This window comes from Telmatocola sphagniphila, assembly GCF_018398935.1.
Taxonomy (GTDB): Bacteria; Planctomycetota; Planctomycetia; order Gemmatales; family Gemmataceae; genus Telmatocola; species Telmatocola sphagniphila.
Genome location: NZ_CP074694.1, coordinates 711490 through 728695 on the forward strand (window position 1 = coordinate 711490; position 17206 = coordinate 728695).

Annotated in this window: 14 protein-coding genes; 6 read left to right on the plus strand and 8 right to left on the minus strand. The window is 53.2% G+C overall.

The features are described 5' to 3' along the window. Positions 1-67: 67 nt before the first annotated feature. Positions 68-856, plus strand: coding sequence for a hypothetical protein (locus KIH39_RS03110; RefSeq protein WP_213497811.1), 789 nt, complete (start codon positions 68-70; stop codon positions 854-856). On the opposite strand, the gene KIH39_RS03115 is transcribed toward KIH39_RS03110, so the two are convergent. Both KIH39_RS03115 and KIH39_RS03120 read right to left on the minus strand, forming a co-directional pair. Then, a complete protein-coding gene (locus KIH39_RS03115) occupies positions 853-1164 on the minus strand; it encodes a hypothetical protein (protein WP_213497812.1) in 312 nt (103 codons plus the stop codon). The two genes, KIH39_RS03110 and KIH39_RS03115, sit on opposite strands and share 4 nt — an antisense overlap. Positions 1165-1321: 157 nt before the next feature. Then, the gene (locus KIH39_RS03120) at positions 1322-3721 is read right to left on the minus strand and encodes a heme-binding protein (RefSeq protein WP_213497813.1); all 2400 of its coding nucleotides are present in this window, start codon (positions 3719-3721) and stop codon (positions 1322-1324) included. 118 nt (positions 3722-3839) lie between these two features. Between KIH39_RS03120 and KIH39_RS03125 the strand changes: the two genes are divergently transcribed. Next, positions 3840-5708, plus strand: coding sequence for a hypothetical protein (locus KIH39_RS03125; RefSeq protein ID WP_213497814.1), 1869 nt, complete (start codon positions 3840-3842; stop codon positions 5706-5708). 12 nt (positions 5709-5720) lie between these two features. Here KIH39_RS03125 and KIH39_RS03130 read toward each other — a convergent pair whose 3' ends face one another. After that, on the minus strand, positions 5721-6104 hold the full coding sequence (locus KIH39_RS03130; RefSeq protein ID WP_213497815.1) for a RidA family protein: 384 nt from the start codon (positions 6102-6104) through the stop codon (positions 5721-5723). A 219-nt stretch (positions 6105-6323) separates the two neighbouring features. Between KIH39_RS03130 and proS the strand changes: the two genes are divergently transcribed. After that, a complete protein-coding gene (gene proS, locus KIH39_RS03135) occupies positions 6324-7871 on the plus strand; it encodes a proline--tRNA ligase (RefSeq protein WP_213497816.1) in 1548 nt (515 codons plus the stop codon). A gap of 69 nt (positions 7872-7940) precedes the next feature. Here the strand turns inward: proS and KIH39_RS03140 are convergent, their stop codons facing one another. From KIH39_RS03140 to KIH39_RS03150, 3 genes are all read right to left on the minus strand, one after another. Next, the gene (locus KIH39_RS03140; protein WP_213497817.1) at positions 7941-9665 is read right to left on the minus strand and encodes a Gfo/Idh/MocA family protein; all 1725 of its coding nucleotides are present in this window, start codon (positions 9663-9665) and stop codon (positions 7941-7943) included. Between the two features lie 62 nt (positions 9666-9727). Beyond that, entirely contained in the window at positions 9728-11047 is a 1320-nt protein-coding gene (locus KIH39_RS03145; RefSeq protein ID WP_213497818.1) for a DoxX family protein, read from the minus strand. Between the two features lie 16 nt (positions 11048-11063). Further along, a complete protein-coding gene (locus KIH39_RS03150) occupies positions 11064-12098 on the minus strand; it encodes an FAD:protein FMN transferase (RefSeq protein WP_213497819.1) in 1035 nt (344 codons plus the stop codon). 160 nt (positions 12099-12258) lie between these two features. Between KIH39_RS03150 and KIH39_RS03155 the strand changes: the two genes are divergently transcribed. From KIH39_RS03155 to KIH39_RS03165, 3 genes are read left to right on the plus strand one after another with little or no spacing between them, the layout of a single operon-like run. Continuing rightward, positions 12259-12777, plus strand: coding sequence for an NUDIX hydrolase (locus KIH39_RS03155; RefSeq protein WP_213497820.1), 519 nt, complete (start codon positions 12259-12261; stop codon positions 12775-12777). Beyond that, positions 12774-13985, plus strand: coding sequence for a M24 family metallopeptidase (locus tag KIH39_RS03160; RefSeq protein WP_213497821.1), 1212 nt, complete (start codon positions 12774-12776; stop codon positions 13983-13985). Before KIH39_RS03155 ends, KIH39_RS03160 begins: the two co-directional genes overlap by 4 nt. A gap of 29 nt (positions 13986-14014) precedes the next feature. After that, positions 14015-14560, plus strand: a complete 546-nt coding sequence (locus KIH39_RS03165) for a hypothetical protein (RefSeq protein WP_213497822.1) — start codon at positions 14015-14017, stop codon at positions 14558-14560. 84 nt (positions 14561-14644) lie between these two features. Here the strand turns inward: KIH39_RS03165 and KIH39_RS03170 are convergent, their stop codons facing one another. Beyond that, positions 14645-16720 carry a M56 family metallopeptidase gene (locus tag KIH39_RS03170; protein WP_213497823.1) on the minus strand — a complete coding sequence of 692 codons (2076 nt, stop codon included), beginning with the start codon at positions 16718-16720 and terminating at the stop codon, positions 14645-14647. Next, positions 16717-17100 (minus strand): BlaI/MecI/CopY family transcriptional regulator, encoded by a 384-nt coding sequence (locus KIH39_RS03175; protein ID WP_213497824.1) that lies wholly within the window; start codon positions 17098-17100, stop codon positions 16717-16719. The genes KIH39_RS03170 and KIH39_RS03175 overlap by 4 nt, the downstream gene beginning before the upstream one ends. Positions 17101-17206: the final 106 nt, after the last annotated feature.

Genomic DNA, 17206 nt, shown 5'->3' on the forward strand with positions numbered 1-17206 from the left:
TCTTAGTCCAATCCGTTCAGATTTCAATCGTGTATCATCATGAAGAAGACTCTCGAGGCTACTGAATATGAACGCAGTATTTGTCTACCTTGCGAGCCTATGCTTTCCTGTTTTTCAGGACAATTTAAACGGAAACTCCCTTCCCGCGTCTGCAGCACCGTATGGTTTTACCTGGCAGCCGGCCTATTCAATCGATAAACAGGCCCGTCCACCGCTCAATGCTTATCAGCCGCAAGCCGGCGACATCATCCTTTACAGCGATACCAATTTCGTATGGACGTTGCTTTATTTGATTGCACGAACGCAGCCGGTTCCGGGACATGCAGGGCTTGTGGTAAAGATGCCTGACGGCGAGATGGGAATCTTGGAGGCGGGCTACAATGATAAGCCGATTACAAAAGTGACTCCGATCACGAAACGATTTTACGAATACAAGGGAACCATCTGGATACGCAAACGCAAGTCTCCGATTGGAGAGACTGAGTCTAACGCTCTCACGCATTTCGCCTATTCGGTTGCCGAACATCCCTATGCGATTGGTCGATTTGCCTTGCAGCTGACGCCTTTTCGGTCGCGGGGTTTGTTGCGAACCAATTATCTGGGCAAGCCAAAGGGGCTTCAAGGACGCTATATGTGTGCGGAAATTGTGCTGGAAGCCCTGGTCTATGCCGGTTTACTATCTGCGGAGTCAACGCGGCCCGCAGCCACCTATCCCACCGATATGTTCTACGATAAGTCGCCAATCCCCTATATCAACAAAAATCTGAACTTATCCAGCATGGGCTGGGAAATTCCGGCGATGTGGACCGCTCAAAAAAGTGGTCCGGTCTGCGTGGAAGCCTTGAAGAAGAATTAGTTTTTCTTCAAAGTCGTTCCCTCTGTGTTGTAGGTTCCACCAGAATGGAACTGCTGTTTGCGATCGTGATTCCAACCCAGGAAAATGCGATGCATGAACTGCCCTTTGCCCACATAATCCCAGCCGAACGTTCCATCCGCTGGTTGGGCGGCTGGATCGCCCTTAAACAGACGCCCTCCACCGATTAAACCCGCCCCCTGATCGCGCGATGCACTAGGACCGGTAATAGTACGGATTGGTGGACGTTCCTCCGCCGTCAGTAAACAGGGCGCGAATAGCACAATCCCGATAACTAATAGTCTCGACATATTTTCGTCCCTTGAAGTGGCTTCTTTGGGACGTTTCGACAAGCCGCATTTTCCGGATTCAACCTAAACGAACTGGGAAGGCGGCCGAAAGGAGGGCGTGGGCAGAAACTATGTATAACTCGCAAAGCTTACTCGGCTTAACTGAAGTCCGCCGTTCTCAGCCGACGACTCCGCCCGTGGCATTGCGATCATATTTCGAATAGGGCAATCGCACGCCCTTGTAGTACGTTTGATCGGCCATCACGATGTTAGTTGGTACCGGCATGGAGGAGACTCCCACCGAACTGACCAGATCGTCTTCATCCACACCGTCACCCGACACACCAAATCCACCGGCCAGAGTCGATTTGCCTTGCCAATACTGGTACAGCGGCGAACTGCCGGGGAAGAAGACCACACCGTTCTGATTCTTGGGATTGGCCGTCTGCCGAAAGTTGGTGTGGGGATGGAACGAATCATAGCCATAGACGCTTTGGAAAGCGGAGGCGGGCAGTGGCGAGCCCACGGTAAGACCTGTGGCTAAATTACTGCCGCCATCATTGAAAATCGAGAAGGGACCCGGCGGGGTGCCATCCACAGCACTCGGGAAGCGCGGCAAGGCCAGATAACGGAAGGTCCGATTGGTAAACGCCGTGCCGGCGGGGATTCCCGGAACCTGATCGATAGGCTGCAGCTGTGTGGGATCATCGTAGTACATCACGTTTCGGGCCTTGGCTACGGCTATATCCAGAGAGAACACCGTCGCATCGGGCATCCGATAGAGGGCGACGACGTTGCCCTCTTGATCCGTGACCGCCAGCACCATTTTGGCGGTGCTGTTCAGCGGCAAACGGATGGCCGAACGTGTCTGATTGGCTTGATTGATCCCATTGACGATGATCTGCTGCGCTTGGGCACCGGTGATGCCGACGCCGTTATGCGGAAGCACCAGCCATCCGCTCGGAACCGGCTTGCCCGATAAGTACAAATCACCTCCGGTATCGACCTTCATATCGGTACCTTCGGCGACACTTGTCCCGAGCGTTTGGCCGTAACCGATCAAGGTATAAATCCCGTTAACTCCGCCGGGGCCAAAGATATTCAGGGTGATTCCACCGAGACTAATCTGAAGATTGGTGATCTGGGAAAGCGAAGTCACGTTCTCAAGGGGTACCGAGGAAATTGTTTTGAGGGTCGGCGTCGTGCCGCCCAGGAATGAAGAGGAAACCGCCGCCAGGGCGATATACTCCGCTTGCAGGGATAGATCCGGCTTATTCGGATTATAAGTCGCGCTCAAACTCGAATTCTCTTCCGTGGCAAATCCGGTCTTACCTGGGAAGAATACCCCGATGCCTCCGACCAGTTCCCGAGAAGAGCCCCCATAATCTTTGTAAATCGGCACGCCACCGGGGAGCGTGGCGATGCCACGATTCTGAGCCTGCGGAAGAATACCGCTGACATAGCCGTAAGAGTCGGGCGTCACCAGCGCCTGGCCGGCAGGTACATAATTCGGATCGATATTGAAGCGGTCCGCCGGAACCACTTGGCCGTTCACCACATAGGTGCCCGCGTTATATGAACTGTCGCGATTCGAGTGTTCGATCCCGAACAAGTCGACTTCAGGCGTATTGGCAATTCCTGGCGGGTAGTGGCCGCCCGATTCGACGGGGGCGACATAGCCGGGTCCATAAGCCGTGGAGTTTTGATCGGCAATATCGGGATTGGCGTCAACCTCCCTTTGTGTAATGGTGGATTGACTGATGAAGCCCACCGTACGCGATGTAAGAGGTGCCTGATCGTTCGAGAAATAGGCGGCCGTTCGAGCTAGCGAGACTGCACCATCAATGGCGAATGTCAGTGAGGTCGTATTGTCCAGAATGGCCGGATCGACACCCGATTCCACTCGGACTCCGAGGATTGTCCCATTTCTATCCACAATTGCAATGATCGCGTTGTTGCTGCTGGAGACTTGCGAAGCCCGTTGGAGAATCGCCTGAACGTCGGTTTGGGTCAGAACCGTGTTGGCTCCATTAGCCGCGACCGTACCGGTCGGATAATTGACCAGAATATTGTTCGTGGAATTGGAAGTAATGGAATCGCTGGGAGTAACTCGTTGAATAGTACTCTGGCCCGCTACGGCTGTAATGCTGTTCGAACCGGTCCCGCCAACCACCAGGTTCGATCCCCCGCTGGTCTCGATAGTATTGGCTCCGGCGCCTCCCACCAGTTTGTTTTTTCCGGTTCCCCCGATGATCGTTGTCGGACCGCCTCCAGCCTGGAACAGTTTGATTCCGGATGTTCCTGTAATCGTGGCCGGTTGAGTCACGCTCTTGGCAATAGAAACCAGATCGTTTCCGGCTCCGGTGTCCACTTCGATTTTTTGGACCTGGGAATTCTGAAAATAGCTCAGGTGCCCCGACTCCGATACCACAATTCTTCCAATAGCATCCCGGGAAATTAAAATACGGTCGGCCCCCTCGGTTCCGATGATGGTCAGTAGGCCACTCACGAGCTGGATGGACGAGGCGGGATTTCGCTCGTGAAGAGTTTCAAAGGTTGGGACGATGCGTTTCCTCATGTCGAATTGATCGTCAATTCTTCAAGTAATCTTTGGAAAAAGAGAATAATTCATCTAAGAGCGACCGAATGGTCGATACAAGTTAACAGATTCGTAGGTAAATCCTCGGAAGCTGCAGATGCGAGTGCCGTTCGTCATTCCGGCTGCGCTGATGATCCTTGCAGGATCGTTCTCTGCAGAAGCCCAGAGTTCGCAAATTCCTACACAGCCCGAATCGACTGTTACGAATCCGCCGATCCTCGACCGACCTCTGGAAGTGAAACTGGCGGAAACCGAGCCGAAGCAGGCAGAGCCAAGTTTAAAGCCGGTCGATTACGATCAGCCCGCCGGGTATGCGGGAACAACAAGCGTAAAAAATCGCCATGGGGCGAATGCCGATTTCGAACCGGTCGAAGATCGGTGGCGGCTCGGCTTACCGGCCTACGACCGGTACAATCGCGGCTTCCCCAATGGAGAGGATTACCTCCATATGCGAGGCAGTCTCCTGGATCCTTACAACCAAAATGTGCTGAAAGGCGATTATCCCATTTATGGGCAGCACACATTCCTCAACATTACAGCCACAAACACGATGCTCTTCGAAGGTCGTCAACTCCCCACGGCAACCACGCCGTTGGAGTCGACCGCGCGGGCGGGAACGACCGATTTTTTTGGCAGACCGAATTCTTTCCTATTCAACAACACTCTGACGGTATCTTTCGATCTGTTCAGCGGGGACACTTCGTTTAAACCGCAGGATTGGCGGGTGAATCTCACCCCCGCGTTCAATGCGAACTACTTGAATGCCCAGGAACTGGGCGTGGTAAATGTGGATGTGCAGAAGGGGACCACTCGCGAACGATCCTGGGCGACGCTACAGGAATGGTTTGCGGAATACAAAATCGCCGACGTCAGCCCGGAATACGATTTTCTGAGCGTCCGAGCCGGGGCTCAACCTTTCACCAGTGACTTCCGTGGCTTTATCTTCAGTGATACCAATCGAGGTGTTCGATTATTCGGCACCCTGGATGGAAACCGGGATCAATACAACCTGGTCTTTTTTCGAATGCTGGAAAAGGATACCAACAGTGGCTTGAATTCGTTTAACGACCGCGATCAGACAGTGATTATCGCCAATTACTACCGGCAGGATTTTCTGTTCCCGGGCTATACTGCCGAAGCCAGTGTGCATTACAACAACGACGCACCGTCCCTGCACTATGACAGCAATGATTTTCTGGTTCGTCCCGATCCGGTTGGTATCTTTCAGCCTCACCGCGTGGAGACGGTCTACCTGGGTTGGGCCGGCGATGGACATATTGACCATTTCAATATTTCCCATGCATTTTACTGGGCCCTCGGTACCGACAGCATGAATCCGCTGGCGAATCAGCGGCAGGACATTAATGCTCAGATGGCCGCACTGGAATTGTCCTACGATCGAGACTGGGCTCGCTTTCGAGTCAGTGGCCTCTGGCAATCCGGGGATGGGAAAATCAACAATAGCCATGCCACCGGATTCGATTCGATCATGGACGATCCCAACTTTGCCGGCGGCGAATTCAGCTTCTGGCAACGGCAGGCGATACCACTATTCGGAGTCAATCTGACCCAGCGAGACAGCTTGTTGGTCGACTTGCGAAGCAGCAAAACACAGGGGCAGGCGAACTTTGTGAATCCCGGTTTGCAGCTCATCAATATTGGCTTCGATGCCGACATCACGCCGAAGCTCAAAAGCGTGAACAACGTCAATTTTCTATGGTTCGACAAGACGGCCGTGCTTCAGCAATTTGTGTTTCAGGGGAATATCGACCGGGAAATTGGAACCGATATCAGTACCGGCCTGGAATACCGGCCCTTACTATCCAATAATGTAATCCTGCTCGGCGGGGTTTCGACGCTGATTCCCGCCAACGGTTTTAAACAACTCTACAACGGATTCGGCGGAGCGGATTCCAAAGTAAACCCGCTAATGGCCGCGTTCCTTCAAGTTACCCTGCAGTATTAATGTGCTATTTGCTTAAAGGGCGGCAATCACTTCAATTTCCACCAGTACATCCCGAGGCAGCCGGGCCACTTCAATCGTCGAACGGGCCGGAGGATTTGTCGGAAAATACCGGGAATAAATCGCATTCACCTTCGGAAAATCGTTCATGTCCTTAAGAAACATAGTCGCCTTCACAACGTCAGTCATTTTCGCCCCAGCGGCGGTCAACAGAGCCGTGATATTTTCCAGTACTCTCTCCGCCTGAGCTTCGACGCCCCCTTCCACCACGTGACCCGACACCGGATCGAGCGGGATCTGACCCGAGAGATAGATGAGTTCATTCGCTTTGATTTTGATGCCCTGAGAATAGGGACCAATCGCTTTGGGGGCGCCCGGGGATTCAATTATCGTCCGCATTTCAGACTCCAATTCATACAGGTCATCCGGTTTCTGAACAACGAATATTACTCTAGCAACTCTCCGGCTGAAATCCTCCCGGCACGGGAACGAGCCGAACCCCATTTCGAAAATTTCTCTCTCGTATTACCGGGAGTAGATTAATTTCCGAAGTACAGCAACCGGGCCTTCAACTCATACAATTTCCCGACAGAATTTCGTTTATTCAGGATGTGAAAGATGGCCGAAAAAAAACAGCAGTCCTCGGCACCCGCCAAAGATGATAACAAGATCACGACCCGGGCCGCCAATTACTCCGAATGGTATCAGGACATCGTCTATCGGGCAGGGTTGGCCGAGAATTCCGATGTTCGCGGCTGCATGGTCATCAAACCCAATGGCTATGCCATCTGGGAGAACATGCAGAAAGCGCTCGATGGCCTTTTCAAAGCGACCGGTCACGTAAATGCTTATTTCCCGCTGTTCATCCCCAAATCCTTCTTCTCCAAGGAAGAGCAGATGGCCGAGGGGTTCGCCAAGGAATGCGCGGTGGTCACGCACTACCGGCTCAAATCGATTCCGGGACAAGGTGTTGTCGTCGATCCGGAAGCCAAGCTGGAAGAGGAACTGATCGTCCGGCCCACTTCCGAAACGATTATCTGGAACACTTACCGCAACTGGATCCAAAGCTACCGCGATCTGCCTTTATTGATCAACCAGTGGTGTAACGTGGTTCGCTGGGAAATGCGAACCCGATTGTTCCTTCGAACGGCGGAGTTCCTCTGGCAGGAAGGTCATACGGCCCATGCGACCCAGCAGGAAGCGGAAGCCGAAACGCTACAGATGGTTCGCGTCTACCAGAAGTTCGCGGAAGAGTGGATGGCGATGCCCGTGATCGTCGGTCCCAAAAGCGAAGGTCAGAAATTCCCCGGGGCTATCTACACTTTGTGTATCGAGGCCATGATGCAGGATGGCAAGGCTTTGCAGGCTGGTACCAGCCACTTCCTCGGTCAGAACTTTGCCAAGGCCTTTGATGTGACCTTCCAGAACACGGAAGGAAAACGGGAACATGCCTGGGCGACCAGCTGGGGTGTCAGTACCCGCATGATTGGTGGACTGATCATGACGCACTCCGACGATAATGGCTTGGTTATTCCGCCCCGGTTGGCTCCGACACATGTGTTGATTTGCCCCATGGGTCGAACCGACGAAGAGCGGGCTCCGGCAATTGCCGCTGCAGAAAAACTGGCCGCGGAGCTTCGGGCATTACCACGAGAGGACTTCTTCGGTTTCCAGCCGATCAGCGTGAAACTGGATCTCGACTTCAAGAACTCACCCGGCTTTCGTTTTGCCGAAGGAGAGCTCAAAGGTATTCCCGTTCGCGTGGAACTGGGGCCCAAGGATCTGGAGAAACAGGCCTGCGTTGTGGCTCGCCGCGATATCCCTGGTAAAGAAGGCAAAACGATGGGAGTGCCGCTGACCGAAGCGGCTTCAAGAATCAGCAACTTATTGCGAGAGATTCAGGCAAACCTGTACAACAGAGCCAAAACATTCCGGGATGCGAATATCCGTAGCGCAGATAGTTACGAGCAGTTCAAGGAAATGATCGAACAGCCTGGTTTCATCTGGGCCCACTGGGATGGCACTCGGGAAACCGAGGATAAGATTTCCGAGGAAACCAAGGCCACGATCCGCTGTATTCCCTTCGACCGGCCACTGGAAGAAGGCACGTGCATGGTCACTGGCAATCCTTCCCAGGGTCGCGTTCTCTTTGCCCGATCCTATTAATTCGAACTTCACGCCCATCAATAAAAAAACGCGGGAGATCACTCCCGCGTTCGCTTTTCTCTATTACGATCAACCTTCCAGATTGACATCCTTATCGGGCACATCGGACTTGGTGTAATCAAACCAGGCGGGATCGAATTCAATTCGCTGCCGTTTGCCCATCGACAGGTTGGCAGTCAGAGCCAGAATCGCATCGGCCATGGCCACTTCTCCATGGCAACGCGGCAGGCGCTGTTCGAACTTGCCATCCTTCTGGTTGTAACCGATCTTACCATCCCACTTGCGGATGCAGACGGCGAAGTCTTCCATTTCTTCTTTGTAACCGCGCGATACCGGCGGCCCATCCGAACCGGACACGGAAGAAGATACTGCGGCGGCCGCTGGTCCACCCCAGGTCGATGCCGCGGCCATCACCGGCTTGCCGTCTCCCGCTTTGGCGATGGAAACAGCCGTGCCCTTGCCACCGGCGCCCCCACCCGGTTGCGGCTCTTTGTAAACGTAAACGTCTTTTTCCCCTTCGACCAGCATCGTTCCTCGGGAACCCATCACCGTTTCACCGTAAGGTTCCAGGCCGTTTGTGCTGATGGAAGAATAGGTAACGACAACGACGTCGTGTTCATCGGTGCCTTTGTTGGCTCCCTTGGGATGATTCTTTCCCGGAAATTCAAACATCGTGAAGACATGGTCGTCGATTGACCGGTCGTTGCGATTCTGATTTTTACCGAGTATGCCGAAGAAGGAGTGGGTTCCCACGCCGGTGACTGCGAGGGGCTTCACCTTACCCAGGAAGATGCTGCAGGCGTCGAGCTGGTGACTACCCAACTCGGCCATCAGACCACCGCCGGTGCGGTTGTACAAGCGCCAGCGAATCAACTCTTCGAAGCTCTTGTAATCGTATTTGCTGAAGGAATCCTTCAGGGCTTCGTAATCATCTTTTGTGGGTGGGGGGAACCAGCCGTCGCGGAACTTCGGCAGGGTAATACCCGGGGGCGGATCCTTGGGGACATCGGCATCCCAGGTGAAGTTGCGGTGCCACAAAGCCCGGATGTGCTTAACATCGCCCAGCGTCCCGGACTTGATGATGTCCAGGGCGTGAGCGTAGAGCATGCTGTAATGCCGCTGATGCCCGATTGACAGAATCTTACCGGTTTCCCGGGCCGTCTTGATCATGTCTTTGCAGGCCGTGATGGTTCGAGCCATCAGCTTTTCGCACAGGACGTGCTTGCCGCGTTTCATGCACTCGATGGCCACGGGAGCATGCAGGTGAAGAGGCAAAGCGATGACGACCGCTTCGATCTCCTTCTCTTTATCCAGCATTTCCTTGTAATCGTCGTACATGTGCGAGGAAGCAATCTTGTCCGCCTGCTCCCGGCCGTACTTCAGCACGAAGCCTTTTCGCAAAGGAACTTTGGGATCACCTTCGATGATGCGCTTTTTATTCGAAGGCCGGATATCGCAGCAGGCGATGAATTCGATGTAGGCCGGGTTGTGCTCGCCTAAAAGCACGCCGCCTTCGTCGCCGGCACCGATCAGAGCGGCTTTCACCGGTTTACCTTCCATGGCTCCGTAACCGAAGTAGACGGCTGCGGAAACCGGCAGCACGGCCCCGGCGGCAAGCGTGGTCTTTAAAAAGCCACGTCGATTCAATTCGGCTTCATCGAATTTTTCCATGGGTTGCATACTCGGCTTAAGGTTTTGCTTGGCCAGTTCTTCAGTCAGCGAGGCATTGATCCCCTGACTGACGGCATAGAAATTCTTCTTGCCGTTATCTTTTTCATCGGGTTTTAAAATCATGGAGAATGACTCCGGCTAAGTATCGGATCGGATATAGGAGCGGTTCAACCGCGAACGATAAATTACAGCTGCTTCCAAAGCACGAACCAGAAAAAGGCACCCGCTCCCATCAGGAGAATGAGCACTTGAATCCAATTTTTGAATTTGGAAATGAAGGCATCCAAGCCCATCCACTTACCGCTGGGGGTGGAAGCGATCACCATCAGGGCCAGCATTTCAATGATGTTCTTGTTCACGAACAGATAGTTCCCTTCGCTCTTCGGCGAACTCGGCAACCAGGGGAACGGCGAATCGACCAGATAAGTGGATAACAGAAAAACGATGCCTCCGAGGCAGGCAATCCGGGTGAAGAAACCCGCCAGCAAGCCGAGGCCGATGCTGAACACCCCCCAGCGTGTGGCAAAATTCACCCAGTAAAGATTGTCCTTGCGGGGTTTATCCAGGTTGGCGGTAACCTGAGCATCCGCTCTCTTGCCGAGAACTTTGACTAGGTCGTCCTTCAATTCCTGGGTCTTCTCATCCAGGTCCTTGTTCAACTCACCCCGTAGTTTGATGATATCGCCACGGAGGGCCGTGATCGCGGGCCCTTTTCGGCCATCTGTTCCAATCGTTTCCAACTCCAGCTTAAAGGTGTCCTTCAAGGCATCCAATTTTTTGTGATAATTTGTGATCGTATTCTTGGTGGGTTCCTCGACATCCGCTGTGCCGCCGCCCCCCGGACTGGCTTTCTTGGTGTCGCGAGTACCGTTGAGCCAGATGTAAAGGTTGGCTTTGGCCTCCTTCAATTTAGCATCAATCGCCTTGTTTTCCTCGTCCGTTGTCGAGTAGGCCGCTTTGAATTTGGCGACGTAATCGGTCCAATCTTTTATCAGTCCGGCGGGCAGGGCGGCTTCGTTCGGTTCGGGAAGTTTGTCGAATAATTCTTGTGCTTTGTCGTTGGCGGCTTTTTTCAGTTCGGCTTCCTTGGCTTTATCGGAATCGCTGATTTTCCCGGCGGCCCGCTTGCTGGTGTAGTATTCGCTCCACTTGGTCAGAAAGTCGGGGCTCATCGGCTTGTCGTCTTCCACTTTCAACTTGGCAAGCAGTTTCTCGTCTGGATCACCAATGAATTTACGCAAGTGGGGAGCCAGCGGCCCTTCGGAGTTTTCGAAATAAGCGGCGGAGTTGAAAGGGCGGTTGCCGTCGATCGCACCCAGATGTTCGGAATGGATTTTGTGAAGGCCCTCGAACAAAAAGTGCCAGCCGATGGCCAAACGCAAAAAAAGCATGAAGGTGACGGTGGTGGATCGCTGCATGATGCCAGCGATAATCGGGGCCAGAAAGAAAGCCCCCAGCCCCACATACAGGACCGGTAAGGGGAGCTTCTGGATTTGTTCCATCATGGGAAGGTTCTCTGAATCATCCGGGTCGGAAAGTCGCCCACTGCGAGGGCAAATTAATCGAAATCAATTCGGCGTGCGGGGAGTCGGGAAGGATCAATGCGGAGATTTCCGGGTGGGTTCGACCAAATTCTATCGATTCTTCCAGGCCCATCACAAAAAGTGCCGTGGAGAGAGCATCCGCATCCGCCGCGTTAGCCGCCATCACGCTAACTGAGGCTACCCCCTCCGCGGGCCAACCCTTACGCGGGTCCAGAATGTGCCCGAGCCTACTGCCATTATACTCGAAGTATTGAAATGTGGCCGCTGAAGTCCCCAGGGCCACATCCCGTAAAAACAGTGTACCAAGTATTCGCTCGGGATTCCAAGGATGTTTCACGGCAATCGGCCAACCCAACGGCTGTCCGGCCGGATAGCCCGTAGCAACAATACTACTCGACCCCCCGTGCAACAAGGCAGAGTTTACCCCCCAGTTCTGTCGCAGAAGGGCACTCGCTCGATCCAGCGCGTAACCTTTGCCGATTCCGCCGAAGTTCAGTTCCAGCCCAGGTTTACGGAATTTTACGCTCTGCTTTTCGGCGTCCAGAATCAGATGCCGAAATCCCGAATTGTGCATGGCTTGTATTCGATCCGCCGTCTCAGGAACTTTTCCCTCCCGGGCGAAAAAGCCCCAGCTTCGCGTCATCGCTCCGGTGGCCGGGTCAAAGCAGCCCTGGGTCTCCCGATGGAGTTTCTGGCAGCGGACCAGCAACTCGAAAAGATTCGGTGCGACCGGGATGAATTCCGAGGCCGCGCAGGCATTGAGTTTCGAAACTTCGCTGCTGTTCCGATAAACGGTCAACTGATCTTCCATTTCATCGATCAGATCAAACGCGGCATCGGCGGCCTGCATCGAATTGGGCAATGAGTAGGGCAGAAATATTTCGAACAGCGTGGCCATGGCCTGCCGGCTGGCGCGAATCAGCGTCAACTCCGGCGGAAGTTCCTCCGACAGCCCGAAGGCCGAGAAGATATCCCCCAGTTCCGCAGCCCGGAAAAGGTTCCGTCGATGCATCGGTTTATAAATCTTCCCTAATAATAGACGGACAATTCGCCTCAGGCTCACCGAGGGTCGATAAATTCAACTTCCCAAAGCCCGTTGTTGTTCTATCCTTCCATACAAAAGATAGTTACAACGAATTCGCTGAATTCCAAATTCGACAGGTCCGACTCCTATGGCACGTGAAACGGTCCATAAAGGCCGAAAAATCGAAGTCCAGATCGATACTCATACCGCTCCCAATGGTCAGCTCATCAAGCGCGATGTGATCCTGCATCCCGGGGCCGTTGTAATTCTACCCGTGATCGACCGGGAGCATGTCTGTCTTCTGAAGAACTTTCGATTTGTCGTGAACGAAACTTTATGGGAAGCCCCGGCCGGCACTCTGGAGCCGAAGGAAGAGTGGCAGCACGCCGCCGAAAGGGAATTGCTCGAAGAGACCGGCTACAAGGCGACCCAGTGGACCTACCTGGGTTATCTCTTTGCCTCTCCGGGGGTTATGAACGAAAAGCTTCATCTGTATATCGCCGAGAATCTAACCCAGCACGAAGCTCAGCCGGAACCGGACGAACAGCTGGAACCGATTACGCTCACGATGGACGAAGCGTTGAAGATGTGCTTCGATGGTCGTATCAAGGACTCGAAAACTGTATCTATACTCCTGATGTGGGATCGCCTCCGAAATTCGCGATGAGCCAGGTTTCAAATACATCTTCGAAGTTCGAACGACTCAATGGCAAATCGTCGCCGATAACGCCGAACCATGCCAACGGGCCATTATTGCCCACAATGCACATTGAACCCACCCGACGAAGCGATGTCGATGCCCGGCAGGTGGAACTATCGAAAATCCTCGTGCACGCGGGATGCGATTGGTGCCTGCTCTTCGATCCGGCGAACATCAGCTGGATCACCGCCGGGATGCAGTTTTACGAGTGGTATCCCGAATCGGAAAAACCGGTGATCTTCGTCAATCTGATGAATCGCTCGGTGATCTGCTCGACAATGGATACGCAGCCCCTGTTCGATAACGATCTGGATGGGCTCGGTTTCGGCGTTAAGGAATATCCCTGGCATCTAGGTCGGGATCGCTATCTGGAACAGTTGACCATGAATCGCAAGGTGGCTTGCGATCGGCCGTTTAAAGCCTGTATCGATATTTCGGAAACGCTGGGGCAGGTGCGATCGACCCTCAGTGAGTTCGAGCAGACGCGGTATCGCGAACTCGGTCACATCCTCGCTCATGCCGTTGAAGCGACGGCTCGCAACATTCAACCGGGAGAATCCGAGATAGAAATTGCTGGCCAATTGGGGCATCGATTGGTCAAACGGGGATTATTGCCGATTTCACTTTCGGTGATAGCCGATGATCGCTTGAAACAGCATTATCGGAGTCTCCCCACGAAAGCGACTGTAAATAATCGATGTCTAATTCATGCCACCGCTTCAGCGCATGGTCTGGTGGCGACGGCCAGTCGCACAGTCTGCTTCGGCAAGCCCGATGAAGAGTTGAAAGTCGTTTACGATCAGGTCTGCCGCTTGCAATCGATCCTTCGATCCCGCTGTAAACCGGGGGAACTGGTGAAGACGGTACTTCGCGTCGGCCAGGCGTTTTTGCTGAATACCGAATACGAACATGAGTGGCGGAAGCACTCGTTCGGTTGTCGGATTGGTCGCAGCAGCATGGAAGGACGACTTTTGCATGCGGGCAGCGATGCGACGTTCCTGGAAGGACAACCGATAGCCTGGGAGACGACTTTGGGTTCGTATCGCATCGTGGAAACGATCATCCCTCAAAAGACCGGAGAAGAGTCGATCACTGGTCCGTTGGAATGGCCGATCCGCCGGGTGCGACTGTCGGACATGACCTTCAGCCTACCCGATTATCTCGTCGTTCCCTGAAACAACTTTTTCGGATCCGGGCGTGACCTATGGAATCGCTGAGTCTCGCTCGCAAAATTTCTTTACTGGTGGAAGAGCGGGGCTGGAATCAGGAGGATTTCGCCCGCATTGCCCAGATCAATCGGCATACCGCCCGTCAAATCCTGAAGGATCCCGAAGCGCGGGCGATTCGGAATGCGACCATCGCACAATGCGCGACCGCGTTGGGGTTGCGCGTCAACGAGTTGCGGGATCTGCCGCTCGAACGATTGTTGCCCCGTATGCATGGTCAGGTCCACGCGGATGAACAGGCCCTGAAGCAACTGCGGGAGCAAGCGACTCTGCCCGAACTGAAGGATTGGCTGAGCCATCACCCCGATCGAATGGAACGGCTTACCCGAGCCGAAGTGAAGGAACTCCTGGAGATGCAGGAGGTGGGCGGTTTGTTACAGCAGCAGGGGGTGGAAAATTGTATTCGCCGGATGGAACGCCGCCGCGAGATACTCGATAAGGTGGGGTTCATAGCCAAGGGGGAACAACTCGATTTACTCGAGCAGATTGTGAATCTGCTCTACGAAAAAGCAATCGGGAAGTGATAGTAGGAGTCAAAGGGGACTAACTTCCAAGAGGTCAGTCCCCCGGGTTTTTCCAAATTTCCAGCGGCTATAGATCAAGCACGTTTACTTTGGCAGGAGCTCCAGAGCATTCAAAATACTCTTACAGCTCAGGTAATCGCCGACTCGGACCTTGGTGGTCGCTTCGCATTCGATGACATTTTTCTCGGAGCTGATCTTGGCCGATTCGGCAATATCATTCAGGAATTGCTTGGCCACCGACCGCATGTCTTCGGGGACCGTCGCATTCCCGCTTAGTTTTTCAACAAACGGTTTAGCCAATAGCGGAAGGCTTTTTAGCAGCGTGACGACATTTTTCGTCTGCTGTTCATCTGTCGCCTGAACCACTAAGTGTAAGGGGACACCTTCCCCCGGACTGGTTCCGAGGCACAATCGAATGCCGTTGAAAGGTTTCATTCGAGCATCAACGCCCGGCGTGAACATTTTCTCGAATTCATTTTTTTGATCATGAAGACCCAGCGCAATGCCCGCCTGTGCGAAATCGCTAAACTTGCCTTCAAAAGGGTTCACAGTCCCGAGTGAGTTCATGTAGTTTTTCAGCTTTTCGGGATCCTGACTGGACGGATAAAGGCTTACCAGGGTTCGATCATCCGGAAATAAAAATGTGTAAGTATAGGTGATCTTGCCGGAATCGTTCTTCTCGACAAGCTGGTAAAGTTTCACGTCGTTGAAAGTACGCTCTTGCAATTCACTTTTCATTAATCGGGCCATGGATTTGAGTGCGGGCAACCAATCCACCTTGTTCTGCATACGAATAACGAAGTTGTTGTTTAACAAAGAATGGTGATGATCGTCTTCATTTGGAGCTTCATAACTTTTAATGTTGAACTGAATGACGAGTTGTTCTACCCCGTTATCGAGAATCGATTTCGGGAATTCTAAACCCGCTCTTTTGAGCCCCTCCGCAAACACGGCCATCACTCTTTTGGAGAATTCCTCGGCACCCGGTTCCTGCAACCAGATCGAAGGTCGCACCGCTATAAAGCCCAGCGCATCGGGCGCCAGATATTTCGTGATGAACGGGGACAATTCCGCTCCCCGCTTGTTCGATACCTTCGTATCGCGAGCCTGACTACCAATACTGGTTGAGAACAGGGCGGCCAGTATTAACAGGCCGATACTCAAAACTCGCCATTTCGATGAAACGGGTTGGACATTATTTCCTTTAAGCAACATTTCTATCCTCCTAACAAGTAAGCCGCCGGTAATGGCGGATATGGGACTGAATCGAAGGGACACCCCTTCGGTTTGGTGAAGGGCCAGGCCCGCCAGCGAACGGATATACCCTTCGCGGTTGGCCAAACACAGACTCGCTCGTTGATCGGCGGCCAATTCCTGCATCCAGCGCAGGCGCTGAGTTAAAAACTTCGAGAGCGGCTGGAGCACATTCAAAGTTTCGCAAATGTGGGCTAATGTCAACGAAAGGAAGTCCTTATGCGCAATGTGAACGAGTTCATGAGTGAGGACTGCTGACAGTTCTTCTACAGTCCAGCTATTCCAGGTGGGGGCCAGATAGATCATCGGTTTCCACCAGCCGACGGTCGCGGCCAAGCCGACTTCCGCGGAAGTTCGATAGCCAATTTCCGAGCTAATATTCAACTTCGCTTGAAGCCTGTGAGCTGTTGTCAACAACTCGGCGTCGAAAATTGGCTGGCTGTTGCGCTGCAACTTTCGGATGGAGCGGTAGGCGAGCAGGAGTTTGGTACCAGCTATCAACCCGGCCCCGATGTAGAGGCAACACAAAGCCAGCCAGACCTTTTGCCAAGTCCGTGAAGGAGCAGGCAGGGGCGCATCGATTTGCAATTTTGATAGCAATGCCAAAAGATCTAAACCAGGACCGCTTTCTGTGCCTTTAGTGGATGACAAAGTGGCCGATGGCAGCGGCTGCTCTGGGGAGTTTACAGCCTTTTCAGCTATAGCAGTTTGCCATTGAACCAGATCGAACGGTTGCAACAGGGAGTAGCAGAAAAGGGCGATGAGAATCATGCTGGTGATGGTCAGGCAGCGTGCGGCCGCTCGGGGAGACCGCCTTCCCAGCAATTCCGCCAGAATCAGGGCAAGCACAGTAATCGCACCAATGCGAAAGAAGGCTGTAGCGATTTGAATTCCCAGTTCGCTCATGATCCACCCTCCTTCAAAAGCGATTCCAGAAAAGCTCGTTCCTGGGGGGAGAGCTTTTTCTGGTCGATCAAACTTACCAATAACTTTTCTCGAGATCCTCGAAAAACGCGATCGATGACATCATTGAGCAACCGTTTAGACACGGTTTCATAGGGCTGGGACGCTTCGTAAACAAACGGGCGTTCATCGTTTTTTTGAATCAAAAAGCCTTTTTCATGCAGAATTCGAACCAGGGTCGCCACTGTGGTATAAGTTAAGTCTCGCTGCTTCTGCGAGAGTTGTTCGCGGGCACTGGCCGCCGTCATCGCACCCTGTTCCCAGAAGATGTGCATCACTTCCAGTTCGCGTTCCGTTAATTCTTTCGCCGCCGGTCGCGACATAGTTCGAACTCCTTTCCTTGAGATCGAAGTAATCAAATTTGATTAACCAAATATGCTCACGACTGGAAATTCTGTCAATAGAGGATTAAGTAAAAATTTTGATGGG